The sequence below is a fragment of the Pseudomonas oleovorans subsp. oleovorans genome (genome assembly GCF_002197815.1).
Classification (GTDB): Bacteria; Pseudomonadota; Gammaproteobacteria; order Pseudomonadales; family Pseudomonadaceae; genus Aquipseudomonas; species Aquipseudomonas oleovorans.
In genome coordinates this window covers 96841-112362 of the sequence record NZ_NIUB01000001.1, presented here as the reverse complement: position 1 = coordinate 112362, position 15522 = coordinate 96841, and the positions used below count along the sequence as shown (strand labels likewise).

The window sequence follows — 15522 nt, the reverse complement described above, 5'->3', positions numbered from 1 at the left end:
CACCTTAAAGTCTCGCAGGCCTGCCGGCTAACGCGCGGCAGGCCGTACGGCGGTTACAGCAGCGTCCAGGTGTAATTGAAGATCAGGCGGTTCTCGTTGATGTCGGTGCGGTAATTGGAGCGCGCGACGGCATTGCGCACGCGCACGCCGAGCCCCCTGAGCGCGCCATTCTGCACCTCGTAGCCCAGGTCCAGGTCGCGCTCCCACTCCTTGCCCTCATAACGCGGGCCGCCGCGATTGGTGGCCTGCGCGTCAACGTTGTCGCCCTGGATATAGCGCACCCCGGCCACCAGGCCCGGCACGCCGAGCCCGGCGAAGTTGTAGTCATAACGCAGCTGCCAGGAACGCTCGTCGGCGCTGGCGAACTCGAACGTCGGCACCTCGTTGCCCAGTGGCGTGACGTTGTTGAACACGCGCGGGAAGGCATCGTCGCCAAACATCGCCTGGTAGCCGACGTACAGAGTGTGCCCACCATGGCGAACGGAGAGCAGCGCAAACGCCGCCTGGTTGTCGATGTCGCCCAGCAGTTGTTTCCCATCCTCCTTCGAATCGTAGAAGCCGAGGCTGGCGCCCAGTACCCAGTTGCCCACCGGCTCGCTGTGCTTGAGGCTGTAAAAGCGCTGATTGTAGATATCCTCCAGCTGCGCATACCAGGCACCCAGCGAGGTGCGCGTGTCGTTGAAGGCGTAGTCGGCACCGGCATAGTTGAAGCGGTCGGTCTCGGCATTGCCGCCCAGCCGCGGCACATGGCCGAGCTTGGCGCGCATCGGCCCGTCGCCAGCCTCGTTGAGCAGACTGCCGGAGCGGAACTGGCCGGCCTGCAGGATCAGCCCGGGTATCTCCTGGGAAACGAGGCTGGCGCCCTGGTAGGTCGGCGGCAGCAGCCGAATGTCGCTGAAGGTCAGCACCGGCAGGTTGGGCGTCAGTTCGCCGACCTTCAATTCGGTTTCCGACAGGCGCATTTTCAGCGCCGCGCCGATCCGGCCATAGTCATCCGCAGCCCTGCCATCGCCGTGGGTGGGAAGCAAGCCGGTGTTGACGCGATCGGGACTGCTGTCGAGCTTGATGCCCAACTGGCCGAGCACATCGACACCAAAGCCGACCGGCCCCGGGGTATAGCCCGAGTTCACCTTGAGGATAAAGCCCTGCGCCCACTCCTCGGCCTTCGACTGCCGGCTCGCGCCAACGATGTCGGAAAAATCCCGGCTGAAATAATAATTGCGCGCCTGCAGGGTCGCCGTGGTGTCTTCGACGAGCCCGCCTTGCCGAGCCTGGGCGATGCCCGCGACCCCCGCCGCTACCGTGGCCACGGCCAGCCCTGTCACTGTTTTCAGATTCTTGTTGTGCTTCATGGGTCCGCTCATTGTTTTTATTGGAAAGCTTGTCCGTCTCGGCCCGTCCTGGAACCGGCCGCCTCACGTGCTGCTGCAGCGCTACCCGCGCGCCCATCCCTACCTCTTGTCGAGCCGTGTGTCGTTCAGGCGGGAGTATTTGCCCGGCACTCCCCGCTCGCCTTGGCAACCTGTGGCGCAACCGTAACCGGCAGCGCGGAGCGCCGGGCCGTCAGCAGCAGATGTGCGCCGATGCCAAACACCAGCCCCCAGAACGCGGCGGACAGGCCGAGAAACGACATGCCCGACGCGGTGACCAGGAAGGTGATCAAAGCGGCCTCGCGATCAGCCGCTGCCGACATCGCGCCGGCCAGCGCGCCACCGATCGCCGCCAGCAGGGCCAGACCGGCCAGTGCGGCGATCAGCGCGGCGGGAAATGCGGTAAAGAACGACACCAGAGTCGCGCCGAAAATACCCAACACCAGGTAAAACACACCGCCCACCACACCGGCGACATAACGCCGGGCCGGGTCTTCGTGGGCTTCCTTACCGGTACAGATGGCGGCGGTGATGGCGGCCAGGTTCAGCCCGTGACAGAAGAACGGCGCCAGCAGCAGCGAGCCCAGGGCACTGCTGCTGATCAACGGGCTGACCGGCGTCGGGTAGCCCGCGCTGCGCAGCACGACCATGCCCGGCACGAACTGCCCGGTCAGCGCCACCACCACCAGCGGCAAAGCCACGTTGAGGATCACCTGCCAACTGAATTCGGGGCTGATCCATACCGGCGTGGTCAGACCGATCATCAGCGCCTCGCTGCGCAATTCGCCGGCGCCCAATGTGCTCAGCACGCCCACCACCAGTACGGCGAGGACCGTATAACGTGGCGACAGCCGCTTGAAGATCAGGTAGGTCGCCAGCATGGTCAGCACCAGCCAGGGCTGTTCTTGCATCGACACGAACAGATCGGTGCCGAAGCGAAACAGAATGCCGGCCAGCATCGCGGCGGAGATCGCCGCCGGCAGCTTGCCGATCAGCCGGTCGAAGGCGCCGGACAAGCCGACCAGCAGAATGATCAGGCTGGACACCAGATAGGCGCCTACCACTTCATTGAGGCTGATACCCGGCAACAGGGTAACCAGCAGCGCCGAACCGGGCGCCGACCAGGCAATCACGATCGGCACCTTGTAGCGCAGGCTCAGCACGATGCCGAGCACCCCGCTACCGATGGAAATGGTCCATACCCAGGACGACAGCACGTCATGGGGTAGGTCAGCAGCCTTGGCTGCCTGGAAAATGATCACCAGAGGACCGGCGTAGGAAATCACCGTCGCAATGAAACCGGCAACCACAGCGGAGACCGAGCAGTCCTTCAGTAGCGCTTTCATAGTGCCTCGCAAGTCAGGCCTGGCCATCCGTGGCGGTGCCCGGATCGCTCTTGTTGTAGAGGTGACGCGGTGGAACGGTGGAACGGAGCCGGTGAAGGTGGTGGATGAAAAGAGCGTCATCCACCCTACGAAGCCTGGCGCTTGTGTAGGGTGGATGGCGCTTTACCATCCTCCTTGTTGATCAGCGAAAATCGCCTGGGGATCAGGCCTCCTGCAGGGCGCGCGGACGGTTGCTGCGCTGTTCCGCCGACGGCGCCACTGCTGTTTGCAGCTGGAAGTCAAAGTCCACCTCGGCGAAACGCCCCTGCACACCGCGCGCACGGGCGGCCTCGGCATCCTCGATGAAACGAATGTCGCCGACCAGACCATCACGGGTCGCGTAGGCAAAGTCGTCCCACAGGTACTGGTCACCGGCCAGGTTGATCTGCGTGGTCAGGTGACGATGGCCCGGCGCGGAAATGAAGAAGTGGATATGCGCCGGACGCTGGCCATGGCGACCGAGCAGGTCGAGGCATTCCTGGGTCGGGCCCTGCGGGTCGCAACCGTAGCCGGACGGCACGATGCTGCGGGCGCGATAGCGACCTTCGGCGTCGGTGATAATGCGGCGGCGCAGGTTGTACTCAGACTGGCTCTTGTCGAAGTAGGAATAGTTGCCCTGGGTGTTGGCGTGCCAGAGATCGACAGTGGCCCCCGCAACCGGCTTGCCATCGGCGTCGGTGACCTGGCCCTGCAGGAACATCACCGTGGCGACGCCGTCTTCGCTGCCGTCATCCATGCGCGCCTCGCCCTCGGTGATCGGTGCGCCGGCGACATACAGCGGGCCTTCGATGGTGCGCGGAGTGCCGCCAACCAGGCCGTCCCGTTCGTCCTTGGCGTCCTGCAGCAGGTCGAGGTAATGCTCCAGTCCCAGGCCAGCCACCAGCAGGCCCGCCTCGTTACGGCCACCGAGACGATTGAGGTAATCCACCGCCTTCCAGAATTCGTCCTGGGTGATTTCCAGGTCTTCGATAAGCTTTGCGCTGTCCACCAGAATGCGGTTGATCACCGTCTTCAGACGGCTGCTGCCGTTGTCATTCTTGAAACCGCTGGCTTCCTTGAAGAAGTTTTGGATGTGCTCGGAGTGGGAGATTTTTACAGTCATGGCTCAGGCCTCATTGTTGTAATTGTTGTCGCGGGGTTAATTGGCCGGGCATGCCCGGCCTGGAACACACATCAACTGTCGTCATCGCGAATCGAGGACGGATGGCGGCACAGCGGGTTGACTTCGATGTCCATGTAGGGAAACAGCGGCAGCCGCATCAGGGTGTCGTGTAGCGCCTGCACGCTGGGCACATCGAACACGCTGTAGTTGGCGTACTGGCCGGCGATGCGCCACAGGTGACGCCAAGTGCCTTCGCGCATCAGGCCCTGGGCCAGTTCCTTCTCATCGGCCTTGAGCCTGGCGGCCTTGGCCGGGTCCATGTCCACCGGCAGTTTTACGGTCATCTTTACGTGGAACAGCATGTGCGAAACCTCCTGTCAGCTGCGGCGGAAGAACGCCAGGCGCTCTTCATCGAGGGTCAGACCAAGGCCCGGCGTGCGCGGCACTTCCAGCTGGAAGTCGCGGTAGACCGGCGCCTCGGTGACGATTTCTTCGGTGAGCAGCAGCGGGCCGAACAGCTCAGTGCCCCAGGTCAGCGCGTTCAGGGTGACGAAGGCATGGGCCGAGGCCAGGGTGCCGATGGCGCCTTCCAGCATGGTGCCGCCATACAGCGCGATGCCGGCCGCCTCGGCGATCTGCGCAGTGCGCAGCACGGCGCGCGGACCACCGTTCTTGGCGATCTTCAGGGCGAAGACACTGGCAGCACCGTCCGCCGCGAGGCTGAAGGCGTCTGCCACGCTCTCGATGGATTCATCGGCCATGATCGGCACCGGACTGCGCTGATTCAGGCGCACCTGGCCGGCGCGGTTGATGCGCGCGATGGGCTGTTCGATCAGGTCGATGCCGTTGTCGCCCAGCACCTGACAGGCGCGGATCGCCTGGGATTCATCCCAGTACTGATTGACATCGACGCGCACGCTGGCGCGATCCCCCAGGGCTTTCTTGATGGCGATGACGTGCTTGAGGTCCGCGCTCACCTCGTTGGCACCGATCTTCAGCTTGAAGATGCGGTGGCGGCGGATATCGAGCATCTGCTCGGCTTCGGCGATGTCCTTGGCGGTGTCGCCTGAGGCCAGGGTCCAAGCCACTTCCAGGCTGTCGCGCACACGTCCGCCAAGCAGCTCGCTGGCCGGCAGCCCGAGGCGCTTGCCCTGGGCATCGAGCAGCGCGCTTTCCAGGCCGGACTTGGCGAAGGTGTTGCCCTTGGCGGCCTGGTCCAGGCGCAGCATGGCGGCGTTGATATTGCTCGCCTCCTGGCCAATCAACAGGGGCGCAAGATGGCTGTCGATGTTGGTCTTGATGCTCTCCGGGCTTTCATTGCCGTAGGCCAGGCCACCAATGGTGGTGGATTCGCCGATACCTTCAATGTCATCGCTGCAACGCACGCGGATGATCACCAGCGTCTGCTTCTGCATCGTGTGCATGGCCAGCTTGTGCGGGCGGATGGTCGGCAGATCGACGATGACGGCTTCGATGCTTTCGATCAGGGTGTGGCGCATATCGGTTCCCCGAGTTCTGGTTCAGTGATCAGGCTTTCGCCGCCGACAGACCGGCTGGTGCGAGGGTGCTGCTGCGCTGGCCGGAGACGGCGAAGATGGCCATGGCCAGCGCGGCGATCACGCCCGGAATGGCAAAGGCCATGAAGTTCAGTTGCAGCGGCAGGTTGATGCCCATCAGCGCCCCGCCCAGCAGCGGACCGACGATGGCGCCGTTGCGGCCGATGCCGGACGCCCAGCCAAGGCCGGTGGAGCGGATCGACAGGCCGTAGAACTGCGCGGCGCTGGCGTAGAGCAGAATCTGCGTACCGATGGTGGTCGCCCCGGCGATGGTGATCAGCGCATAGAGCACCGGCATCGGCGTCTTGATGCCCAGCAAGGCGATGGACACCGCCGCCAGGGCGAAGAACACCACCACCACCTTGGCTAGATTGAAGCGATCACCCAGCCAGCCGCCGAGAATCGCGCCAAACATGCCGCCGAAATTCAGCGCCAGCAGGAAGGACAGGCTCGATCCCAGGCTGTAGCCGGCGTTGGCCATCAGCTTCGGCAGCCAGGAACCCAGCGCGTAAACCATCAGCAGACAGCAGAAGAACGCCACCCAGATCGACAGGGTGCGAACCCCGCGGCCCTGGCGAAACAGCTCCAGCACCGACGCGCTCTTGCCCTTCACTTCGGTCATCACCAGTTCGTCGCCGGCGTTGAGCTCACGGCTCGGATCGATACGCTTGAGGAGCGTGCGAGCCTGTTCGGTACGGCCTTGGCGCACCAGAAAACCCACCGACTCCGGCAACTTCCAGAGGACCACCGGCAGCAACAACAACGGTACGGCGGCGGCGAAGAACATCGCTTCCCAGCCAAAGCGCGGCAACATGTAGATGCCCAGCCCGGCGGAGAACATGCCGCCCAGCGAATAACCGCTGAACATGATCGCCACCAGGGTGCTGCGCAGTTTTTTCGGCGCGTATTCGTTCATCAGCGCAACGACGTTAGGCATCAGGCCACCGCAGCCGAGACCGGCAAGGAAACGGAAGATGCCGAATTCCGTCGGTGAACTGGCAAAGCCGTTGAGCACGGTCGCCACGCTGAACAGCAGGAAGCAGATGGCGATGCCTTTCTTGCGGCCGATGCGGTCGGCCAAGGTGCCGAAGACCAGGGCGCCGAACATCATGCCGAACAGCGCGTAACTGCCCAGCGCGCCGGCTTGCAGCGGGGTCAGGCCCCACTCCTGCATGATGACCGGCAGGACCACGCCGTAGATGAACAGGTCATAGCCGTCGAAAATCAGCAGCAGTGCACAGAGGCACATGACCAGCCAGTGGAACTGGCTGAAGCGGGCGTTATCGATGATGTCGTGAACATCTACTTTTCGCATGGCAAGAATCTCTATTGTTTTTGTAGTCAGGATTCGCCGCAGCAAGCCATTCAGCGCGCGGCGGTTTCTTGCGTAGTGCTTGTCCGGTCGGGGCCGGCGTTGGCGGTTAGCCGAGATCACCGCCCCCCACTGGCAAAGTCACGCCGGTGATGTAACTGGCCTCGTCGGACGCCAGGAACAGGATCGCGCCAGCCTGCTCGTCGATGGTTCCGTAGCGTTTCATCAGCGTTGAATCCACGGTCTGCTCGACGATCTGCTGGTACCACAACTTCTCTTGCTCGCTCTGCTCGGCACCGTTGCGCGGAATGCGCCGCGGCGGTGCTTCGGTGCCGCCGGGTGCCGTGGCGTTGACGCGAATGCCGCGCTGGGCGTTCTCGAACGCGAGGCAGGCGGTCAGCGCATTCACTCCGCCTTTGGCCGCGCCGTAGGGCACGCGATTGACACTGCGGGTCGCAATCGAGGAAACGTTGACGATGGCACCCGCGCCCTGAACCAGCATGTGCGGCAACGCGGCATGACAGCACCACAGCGTGGGAAACAGCGAGCGGCGCACTTCGGCTTCGATCTCATGTTCCAGGTAATGCTCGAACGGCTTGGCCCAGATGGTGCCGCCGACGTTATTGACGAGGATGTCGAGGCGACCGAAACGCTCCTTCGCCATAGCCATCACGCGGTGGCAGTCGGCAAACTGCTCCAGATCGGCGGTCAGGGTGAGCACCTCGACACCCTTGGCCCCCAGCTCATCCGCCAGTTCGTGGACCAGCTCGGAGCGATCGACCAGCACCAGGCGGCCGCCCTCTTCCCCCATGCGCTCGGCAACGCGACGGCCGATGCCCTGGGCAGCCCCGGTGATCACCGCGACCTTGTTTTCGAAACGCTTGTTCATCTACCTGTCCTCAATGTGGTCGAAGCGGCGCACAAACCCCAAGATCGGGCTGTGTCCGCCCTTAGGCACTGGCGGCAAATTTTTCGTAGTAGAAATTCGCCGGCTGCAGACCTTGTTCACGGATGAACTGGCTGACCGCCTCGACCATCGGCGGCGGACCGCACAGGTAGACGTCCACCTCGCCATCGTTGAGGTGCCTGGGTTCGATGTGCTGGGTGACATAGCCCTTGAGTGGGTACTGGCTATCGGGGCTGGCCACGCAGGCGCTGTAGGTGAAATTGGGAATACGTGCGGCAAACGCCTCGAGTTTGTCCAGTTCCACCAGGTCGTGATCGTGGGTCACCCCGTAGATCAGGTGCAGAGGATGCGCGCTGCCCTGCTCGGCAATCTTTTCCAGCATGGCGGTAAAAGGCGCCAGACCCGTGCCACCGGCCAGCAACAGCAACGGGCGCTTGATGTCGCGCAGGTAGAAACTGCCCAACGGGCCAACCAGGGTCAGGCTGTCGCCGCATTTCGCCAGGCCGGTAAGAAAGCTGCTCATCAGCCCACCCGGCACGTTGCGAATCAGAAAGCTCACTTCGCCATCGCGGGGCATCGAGCTGAACGAGTAGGCGCGGGTCTGGTCGCTGCCCGGCACCTTGAGGTTGACGTACTGTCCGGGAAGGAAGGCCAGCCGGGTCAGCGAATCGCCCTTGATCGACAGCGCGATGGTGCTTGCCGACAGCTGGCGCACCTGGCTGATGGCCGCCTCGTAGCAGGCCTGCTCGGTTTTACATACTTGGGATGAGGCCGGCACGCGAACCACACAGTCGCTCTCGGCACGCATCTGGCAGGTCAGCACGTAGCCCTGTTCGGCCTCGTCTTCGCTTAGCGCGTCCTCAATATACTCATCGCCCAGGTCATACCTGCCCGCTTCGGCAAAGCACTTGCAGGCCCCGCATGCGCCGTCGCGGCAATCCAGCGGGATGTTGATGCCTTGGCGATAGGCGGCATCGGCGACAGTTTCGCCAGGATTCGCTTCGATGAAGCGGGTGATTCCGTCTTCGAAATTCAATGCAATCTGGTGAGTCATGGTCGGGCCTTCACACGTGGTACACATCGATCAAATGGCGGATGTAGTCGTTCTTCAGCACCACCTTCTTGGCCTTGATCAGTGGGCTTTCGCCGCGCACATCGAGGGTGTAGAAACTGGTGCCGTAGTAGTGATCGACCGTCTTGTAGCGGAAACTCATGGTGTGCCAGTTGAAGCGCAGCGTGCAGAAGCCCTCTCCCTGCTCGATCATCTCCAGGTTGCTGATGTTGTGCGAGGTGCGGGTATCGGGAATGGTCGCGCTGGAGCGTTCGGTACGGATGCGGAAGACCCGGTCTTCAAGGCCGCTGCGATTGCCGTACCAGATCAGCGAGATTTCCTGCTGCGGGTCTTCGGTGAGCTGGTCGCGGTCATCCCAGGCCGGCATCCAGAAGGTGGCATCGCTCGCATACAACTCCAGCCAGCTGTCCCAGTCCTTGTCATCCAGGTAGCGTGCTTCGCGGTAGAGAAAATCACGCGCGGCTTCGTAGGACATGCTCATTGCGCACCCTCCACGTGAATCAGTTGATCCTGTTCACCTTGGGCGGCTTTCATCATTTCCTGCTGCCAGTAGTGATGCTGCAGCACGAACAGGCCTTCATCCTCGGTGCGTGCGCCGCTCATCAGCGGGTGCAGGCCGATGCCCCTGGCGCTCTCGTCAGCACCGTCGATCCAGTGCTTGGCACCACGGGACATGTCGTTCCACTCCATCGCCTGGGCGGCGAAGCCCTGCTGGCAGGCGCGGAATTCTTCCAGGTCATCCGGCGTGGCCATGCCGCTGGCATTGAAGAAATCTTCGTATTGACGGATGCGGCGGGCGCGCGCTTCGGCGCATTCGCCCTTGGGCGCGATGCAGTAGATGGTCACTTCGGTCTTGTCCACCGAAAGCGGCTTGGCGATGCGCAGCTGCGAGCCAAACTGGTCCATCAGGTACAGGTTCGGGTACAGGCAAAGGTTGCGTGAATGTTCGATCATCCAATCGGCACGGGCCTGACCGTGCTCGGCGATCAGCTCGTTGCGACGGGCATAGAGCGGGCGATCTTCTGGGTTGTCCCAGCGGGTCCAGAGCAGCAAATGGCCGTTCTCGAAGGAATAGAAGCCGCCGCCTTTCTTGCCCCAGCCACCGGCGCTCATGGCGCGGATGTCGTCGCCCGCGTCCTTGAGCTTGCGCTGTTGCTGGGTAGCCGCGTAGTTCCAGTGAACGGCGGTGACGTGATAGCCGTCGGCGCCGTTTTCGGCCTGCAGTTTCCAGTTGCCTTCGTAGACGTAGGTCGAGGAGCCGCGCAAGACTTCGATCCCATCAGGCGACTGATCGACCACCATGTCGATGATCTTTCTCGACTCTCCCAGGAACTCTTCCAGCGGGGCGACATCTTCACGCAGGCTGCCGAACAGAAAGCCGCGATAGGACTCGAAGCGGGCGACCTTCTTCAGGTCGTGGGAGCCGTCGCAGTCAAAGCTGTCCGGGTAGCCGGCTTCCTTGGGGTCCTTGACCTTGAGCAGCTTGCCGGAGTTGTTGAAGGTCCAGCCATGGAAGGGGCAGGTATAGGTGGCCTTGTTGCCACTCTTGAAGCGGCACAGCGTGGCGCCGCGATGGCTGCAGGCATTGATGAAGGCATTCAGCTCGCCGTCTTTATTGCGCGCAATGAAGATCGGCTGACGACCCATCTGGGTGGTGTAGTAGTCGTTCTTCTCAGGAATCTGGCTCTCATGGGCAAGATAAATCCAGTTGCCCTCGAAGATGTGCTTCATCTCCAGATCGAACAGCTGGGGATTCGTGAACATCTCGCGCTTGCAGCGAAAGATGCCCTTCTCTTTGTCTTCTTCAAGCAGCGAACCAAGGTAGTCGATTCCCAGGGACATGGCCGGGGCCTCCATTGTTATTGTTCAAGGCAGGACCAAGGCTATCTCCGTGACTCCGGCTCCAATATCCACTTTGCGCAGCATCGCTATCCATTTTTTGCAAATGCGCCCGTGGGCTAAACCGCGCGGAAATAACACGGAAAAAAGCCCGCCGGGGCCGAAACGAACGGCAGCAGGCGGGCTTCATGCTGGAATGAAAAATTGGCTAAGCCGGATCTAGCCGCGAGTTAGCGGCCGTGGAAAACCCTAGTGGCTTTGACGCCGGAAAGTCTCGGAAGGCAGCTCGCCAAAGCGAGCCTTGTAGTTCTCGGAAAATCTGCTCAGGTGCATGAAGCCGTAATCCAGCGCGATCTCCGTCACGCTGCGCACATGGCAGGACGGGTCGCTCAGGCAGGCATGCACGCGGTCCAGCTTGCGATCACGCACATACTGTTTGGGCGTGCAGTTCAGGTGGCGCTCGAACAGCGCATACAGCGAACGCTGGCTGACCTGCGCCAGGGCGGCCAGCTGCTCGATGCTGGGCTCGTTCTTGAGATGCTCGTCGATGTACTGGATCAGCAGCTCGAACGGCACGGCATGCTGGGGCGGCGCATCGCGGCGGATATTGTTGGGCACCTTGGTCAGCAGCTTGTTGGCCACGATGCGCGTGTAGTGATGCTGGGTTTGCAGCCCGCTTTCATCCGACTCGGATTCCAGGCAAATCAGGTCCACCAGCCGCATGAAATCCTGGAGATGCTCCAGCCGCTGCAGCGTGCGGGTGAAGCGCACACCTTCCTTGGGCAGGCTCCAGCGCTGCTCCTCGCAGCAGGCTTCCAGCAGGCGGGTGGGCAGTTTGATGATCAGTTTTTCACAATCGTCGGCATAGGTCAGATCGACGGGATCGTCCGGGTTGATCATCAGTAGATCGCCGGGCTGCAATTGCTGCTCAACGCCACGGTCAAACCACAGGCTACGGCCCTTGAGCTGAACCTGCAGGTGATAGACGCTTTGCAATGCTGGGGAGGTAATCTGCGCCTGGCCGCCATAGCGGATCCGGCACAGGTCCAGGCTGGCAAACTTGCGATGACTAAGACTGGCTGCGGAGTGCCGATTCTTAGGCATGTGTATGCAATGAATGCCGAGATGCTGATTGACATAATCCGAGACGGCATAAGGGTCTGCACGCTCGAACACGGCGCTTTTTTCATGCAGGAGCATTGTGTATACCTGTTTCTTATAGTTGTTTTGAAGGTCTTACGGCCCTCTATATCGCTAGATAGCGACATACCGAGTCTAGGCAGGCAGGCGCTCGGGATCACGCAGGGCATACTAAAGAACGAGCCCTGCTTGAACAGCATGTATCGCTCAGGAAAACAAGCAACTGTCTCCAGGCGAAAATGGGCGATTACCGCCCGAAAGACTCAACCCAAGGTCGCGAAAAGCTGCTCGCTCAACTCCCGGCTGGTGGTCAACATGATTGGCAGGTATCGCTGCTCAAGCTCGGCAAGAGGTACGCGCCCGGCGTGCGTACTGACGTTCATGGCCGCCAGTACGTGACCGCTGGAATCGCGCACGGGCACAGCCAAAGAGCGCAGGCCTTGCTCCAATTCCTGATCGACAATGCACCAGCCCTGAGCACGGATCTGCTGCAAGCATTCCCAGAGCTGTTCGGGTGTGTGCAACGTGCGACTGGTCTTGGGCTGAAGTTCGGCGGTGGCCAGATAATCCTGCAGGCTGGCGTCATCCATGGCCGCCAACATGATCCGCCCCATCGACGTGCAATAGGCCGGCAAACGGCTGCCCACACTCAAGTCGATGGAAATCAACCGCTGAGGCACCGCCGAGCGTGCGATATACAACACCTGTTCGCCCTCCAGCGTGGCCAGGCTGCAGGCCTCGTGCAATTGCTCGGTCAGGCGATCCAGGTAAGGCTGGGCGGAAACGGCCAACGGCGTGGATGACAAATAGGCATGGCCCAGGGTCAGCACCTTCGGCAGCAGTGAGTAGGTACGCCCATCCGAGCTCGCATAGCCCAGTTGGATGAGGGTGTACAGGCAGCGACGTACCGCAGCACGCGGAATACCGGTGCGATGACTGATCTGGGCAATGGTCAGATGACGCTTGCGCTCCTGGAACGCCGTGATCACTGCCAGCCCCCGGGCGAGCGAACTCATGAAGTTAGGGTCGCCCGCAAACTCTTCAATACGTTTTGCCGGGGACACATAAGGCGGAGGTGCCAGGAACGTGGTGGTCTGACGTTCTTCAGTCATCGATGACTCCGTTTTAGACGGCACGATTGCGGCCGATTATCGAAATGATGCCCGATAATCGCAACAAACACACCGGACGGCCAAGAAGATCTCGTCCGACGGACAATTCACGCGGTGACGCAGTAAAAGGAAAAACAGTGAGGAAACCCCGCCAAAATTCTAGCGAGGGTTTTTTCAGAACAAAAAAAGGGTATTCGGGAAATCCTGTTGTTAGAGGACTTCCCGAACACCGCTAGCTGAAATGGGTGGTCGTGTTGATGGACGCCCTACTGGGCGCCCTGGATGGCCTTGAGAACGGCCTCGATGGAAACGCCGTGGTCGTAGATCGGGATGCTGTACATGACCCGCTCCATGGGGCGTGCGTAGCCAACGAAAGGTGACTCCCGCTTCGGCTTGGGCATGCTCACCTTGTGCTCCAGGCTGAACAGCGTCTTGGCCCGGAACATCTCGAACGACATGCCCCTGGCGTCCCTGTTCAGGTCGCGCATCTGCCGGTTGATCGACTCGGTGAAGGCGTTGGTGTTGCGCTGGGCTGGGCCGAAGTACGAGAAGATCTCCCGCTCCCAGTTCGTCATCGAGGTAATCAGCGGCTTCCAGTGGGACTTGTGCCCCTCTGGAATCGCGTTCAGCCACTCCTGGTAGCGCGCCCTTGCCTCAGCCTCGGTTGTGGCCTCCCAGATGTCGAAGAACGCCTCCTTGAGCTTGTAGGCCATGCCCAGCTCGGGGAACTGATCCAACCAGGTATGGATGATCAGCTCCTGCATCGGGTTCAGGTCACGGCGCCGCATCAGCATCATCTTCCGGTCGCCCTTGAGCTGTCGGCGCTGGTGCTGGGTCAGCTCCTTCTTGAGCCCCTTGCGCAGCGTCTCCATCGCCTCGTTGGCCATGCGCTGGATGTGGAACCGATCCACCACGATGGCGGCCTTGGGGAACAACTGCGAGGCCACGTCGCGGTAGGGCTTCCACATGTCCTGGCAGACGATCTGGACGTTCTCCCGGCCTTGCATGTTGGCCAGGTAGTTGTAAAGCACCGGATACTGCCGCGACTCCAGAATGTCGAGGATGGTGCCCCGCTCGATGTCGGTCAGCACACAGCGGAACTGCCGGTTCAGGTACAGCTCGTCGATGCCGAGAACGCGCGGTAGGGTTGGCCTGTAGCCGATGGCCTTCATGTCGCAGTGCGACTTGATCACAGCCCGCACTACCGACTCATCGAACCCGATGTCCTGGGCAACCTTGGCGTTGGTGCCGCTCAGCGAGCGCTTGATGATGTAGTCGTAGCATCGCCGGGTCATCCGGTGATCCTCCGCCATCTCGTAGATGGGCGGTGTGAACGTGCTGTTGCATGACTTGCACTGGAACCGGCGCCGGATCACCCACAGCGACACGCGCTTGCCGTGCATCGGCACGTCGCGGAACTTCACCTGCTTCTTGCCGAAGCGCACCAGCTGGCCGACCGTACCGCAGGTGTGGCAGGCGTCGGGGTCTGGGTACTCCACCTGGAAGTGGTAGTCGTGCTCATCCTCTTGAAAGCCCAGGACTTGGGCCTTCAAGGGGTGCAGTAGGCTGTTTGGGGGAGTCATGCGACGATTCCTTTTGCTGCGCACTGCTCCGGGAGCAGGCCGCCATTCTTCTGGCGGAAGTAGCCAATCAACTCCGGCATCAGGCGCTCGATCCTGCGCGCGGAGCGGCTCGCCTCCTGGAAGTGCTCGAAGGCGCTGAGCCAGACGGGGTAGTTCATCGCCTTCACGCCGGCGGCGATACCGCTGTCCCAGCGGTAGACACACCAGATGGCGTGATGCACCAGGTGGCAGACCTCCTGAGCTTCGTAGAAGCCGAGCACGAACTCGTCCTCTTTCGCCTTCGGCAGCCACTCGCCCTCCAGCTCGATGCGCGCCACCAGGCCGACAGCCTCTGCGAACTGGTCGGACTCGATCTTCTTGTACGAGCAGCCGAACTTGGACTTGAGGGCGCTCCAGCAGGTCACTGCGGCCTTGGCCTGCTTCTCCTTCGGCAGCGCCTCGACGCGGGCTTTCACCAGCGCCTTGATGGCGTCCTGCTGGTCGATGGAGAGGCCGTTGGGCAGGGCCTTGGGGGCGCGCTTCTCTTTGGCGGGGGAAGGAACCTCAGCCACACCTTCCAGGACATCGAGCACCCAGTGACGGAACTCTTTGGCAACCTTGGTACGGGCGAACATAGCCAGCAGATGCGCGCCGCGCAGGGAGAAGATGCGAACCTGCTGGACGCCGCCTTTGGTGGGCATCTCGATCAGGGCGGTCATCTTGTCGCTGAACTCTTCGGCGTTGCTGCGGTAGAGCTTGGCAATCGACAGCTCTGGGTTCTTGTACTCCAAGGCCAAACCGATCTGGTTTGCCCTTACCCACGGATTGCCGTTGCGATCAACGATGTCGAATTGGGTGTTGTTGAAGGTGAGCGATTGCATGGCAGTTTCCCTCTGAAGGCTTGACCTCCGCGCCCAAACGCCAATTTGGGTGAGCGGAACCGTGCGGGTTGGCGTACCGGTCAGAGGGCCGGCGGGTCTTTCGACCCCCACGCACGGCCCGCCCATAACGGGTGCAGCCATGCCGCGGGCACAAAAAAACCGCTCGAAAACGGCGGTTGTGTCCGCCTCTGAATCCGGGACGCCAATCCCAGGCCGCTGGACTTACAGCGACGGGAGGAAGGTATCCCGACCAAGGCGGTGTGTCAACAAGATTTCCCGTATGC

General features: G+C 61.8%; 14 protein-coding genes. All 14 read right to left on the bottom strand.

Translation table 11 applies throughout. From position 1 onward, the window contains the following. Positions 1 to 53 precede the first annotated feature (53 nt). Positions 54 to 1352 (bottom strand): OprD family porin, encoded by a 1299-nt coding sequence (locus tag PSOLE_RS00520; protein WP_084344036.1) that lies wholly within the window; start codon positions 1350 to 1352, stop codon positions 54 to 56. A gap of 125 nt (positions 1353 to 1477) precedes the next feature. Beyond that, complete coding sequence (locus PSOLE_RS00515; RefSeq protein WP_084344037.1) at positions 1478 to 2716, bottom strand: benzoate/H(+) symporter BenE family transporter; 1239 nt, start codon at positions 2714 to 2716, stop codon at positions 1478 to 1480. Positions 2717 to 2918: 202 nt separating this feature from the next. Beyond that, on the bottom strand, positions 2919 to 3857 hold the full coding sequence (catA, locus tag PSOLE_RS00510; RefSeq protein ID WP_084344038.1) for a catechol 1,2-dioxygenase: 939 nt from the start codon (positions 3855 to 3857) through the stop codon (positions 2919 to 2921). A gap of 71 nt (positions 3858 to 3928) precedes the next feature. After that, positions 3929 to 4219: a muconolactone Delta-isomerase gene (catC, locus tag PSOLE_RS00505; protein ID WP_084344039.1), complete on the bottom strand. Its 291-nt coding sequence runs from the start codon at positions 4217 to 4219 to the stop codon at positions 3929 to 3931. 15 nt (positions 4220 to 4234) lie between these two features. Next, positions 4235 to 5356, bottom strand: a complete 1122-nt coding sequence (locus PSOLE_RS00500) for a muconate cycloisomerase family protein (RefSeq protein ID WP_084344040.1) — start codon at positions 5354 to 5356, stop codon at positions 4235 to 4237. Between the two features lie 28 nt (positions 5357 to 5384). Next, positions 5385 to 6728 (bottom strand): MFS transporter, encoded by a 1344-nt coding sequence (locus PSOLE_RS00495; RefSeq protein WP_084344041.1) that lies wholly within the window; start codon positions 6726 to 6728, stop codon positions 5385 to 5387. A gap of 106 nt (positions 6729 to 6834) precedes the next feature. Next, positions 6835 to 7614 (bottom strand): 1,6-dihydroxycyclohexa-2,4-diene-1-carboxylate dehydrogenase, encoded by a 780-nt coding sequence (locus PSOLE_RS00490; RefSeq protein ID WP_084344042.1) that lies wholly within the window; start codon positions 7612 to 7614, stop codon positions 6835 to 6837. Positions 7615 to 7675: 61 nt separating this feature from the next. Further along, complete coding sequence (gene benC / locus PSOLE_RS00485; RefSeq protein WP_084344043.1) at positions 7676 to 8686, bottom strand: benzoate 1,2-dioxygenase electron transfer component BenC; 1011 nt, start codon at positions 8684 to 8686, stop codon at positions 7676 to 7678. A gap of 10 nt (positions 8687 to 8696) precedes the next feature. After that, the gene (benB, locus tag PSOLE_RS00480; protein WP_084344044.1) at positions 8697 to 9185 is read right to left on the bottom strand and encodes a benzoate 1,2-dioxygenase small subunit; all 489 of its coding nucleotides are present in this window, start codon (positions 9183 to 9185) and stop codon (positions 8697 to 8699) included. Further along, positions 9182 to 10546, bottom strand: a complete 1365-nt coding sequence (gene benA / locus PSOLE_RS00475; protein WP_084344049.1) for a benzoate 1,2-dioxygenase large subunit — start codon at positions 10544 to 10546, stop codon at positions 9182 to 9184. Before benA ends, benB begins: the two co-directional genes overlap by 4 nt. A gap of 246 nt (positions 10547 to 10792) precedes the next feature. Next, complete coding sequence (locus PSOLE_RS00470; RefSeq protein WP_084344045.1) at positions 10793 to 11743, bottom strand: AraC family transcriptional regulator; 951 nt, start codon at positions 11741 to 11743, stop codon at positions 10793 to 10795. Positions 11744 to 11946: 203 nt separating this feature from the next. After that, complete coding sequence (locus tag PSOLE_RS00465) at positions 11947 to 12795, bottom strand: IclR family transcriptional regulator (protein ID WP_084344046.1); 849 nt, start codon at positions 12793 to 12795, stop codon at positions 11947 to 11949. Between the two features lie 266 nt (positions 12796 to 13061). Continuing rightward, the gene (locus PSOLE_RS00460; protein ID WP_031761058.1) at positions 13062 to 14378 is read right to left on the bottom strand and encodes an ISL3 family transposase; all 1317 of its coding nucleotides are present in this window, start codon (positions 14376 to 14378) and stop codon (positions 13062 to 13064) included. Next, positions 14375 to 15238 carry a BRO-N domain-containing protein gene (locus PSOLE_RS24330; protein WP_049885561.1) on the bottom strand — a complete coding sequence of 288 codons (864 nt, stop codon included), beginning with the start codon at positions 15236 to 15238 and terminating at the stop codon, positions 14375 to 14377. The genes PSOLE_RS00460 and PSOLE_RS24330 overlap by 4 nt, the downstream gene beginning before the upstream one ends. Positions 15239 to 15522 lie beyond the last annotated feature (284 nt).

Excerpts from the sequence above, each read along its gene's own strand:
- PSOLE_RS24330 (WP_049885561.1), bottom strand. The coding sequence starts at position 15,238 with ATGCAATCGCTCACCTTCAACAACACCCAATTCGACATCGTTGATCGC.
- PSOLE_RS00460 (WP_031761058.1), bottom strand. The coding sequence starts at position 14,378 with ATGACTCCCCCAAACAGCCTACTGCACCCCTTGAAGGCCCAAGTCCTG.
- catA (WP_084344038.1), bottom strand. The coding sequence starts at position 3,857 with ATGACTGTAAAAATCTCCCACTCCGAGCACATCCAAAACTTCTTCAAG.
- PSOLE_RS00520 (WP_084344036.1), bottom strand. The coding sequence starts at position 1,352 with ATGAAGCACAACAAGAATCTGAAAACAGTGACAGGGCTGGCCGTGGCC.
- PSOLE_RS00515 (WP_084344037.1), bottom strand. The coding sequence starts at position 2,716 with ATGAAAGCGCTACTGAAGGACTGCTCGGTCTCCGCTGTGGTTGCCGGT.
- PSOLE_RS00465 (WP_084344046.1), bottom strand. The coding sequence starts at position 12,795 with ATGACTGAAGAACGTCAGACCACCACGTTCCTGGCACCTCCGCCTTAT.
- PSOLE_RS00470 (WP_084344045.1), bottom strand. The coding sequence starts at position 11,743 with ATGCTCCTGCATGAAAAAAGCGCCGTGTTCGAGCGTGCAGACCCTTAT.
- catC (WP_084344039.1), bottom strand. The coding sequence starts at position 4,219 with ATGCTGTTCCACGTAAAGATGACCGTAAAACTGCCGGTGGACATGGAC.
- PSOLE_RS00495 (WP_084344041.1), bottom strand. The coding sequence starts at position 6,728 with ATGCGAAAAGTAGATGTTCACGACATCATCGATAACGCCCGCTTCAGC.
- benA (WP_084344049.1), bottom strand. The coding sequence starts at position 10,546 with ATGTCCCTGGGAATCGACTACCTTGGTTCGCTGCTTGAAGAAGACAAA.
- benB (WP_084344044.1), bottom strand. The coding sequence starts at position 9,185 with ATGAGCATGTCCTACGAAGCCGCGCGTGATTTTCTCTACCGCGAAGCA.
- PSOLE_RS00500 (WP_084344040.1), bottom strand. The coding sequence starts at position 5,356 with ATGCGCCACACCCTGATCGAAAGCATCGAAGCCGTCATCGTCGATCTG.
- PSOLE_RS00490 (WP_084344042.1), bottom strand. The coding sequence starts at position 7,614 with ATGAACAAGCGTTTCGAAAACAAGGTCGCGGTGATCACCGGGGCTGCC.
- benC (WP_084344043.1), bottom strand. The coding sequence starts at position 8,686 with ATGACTCACCAGATTGCATTGAATTTCGAAGACGGAATCACCCGCTTC.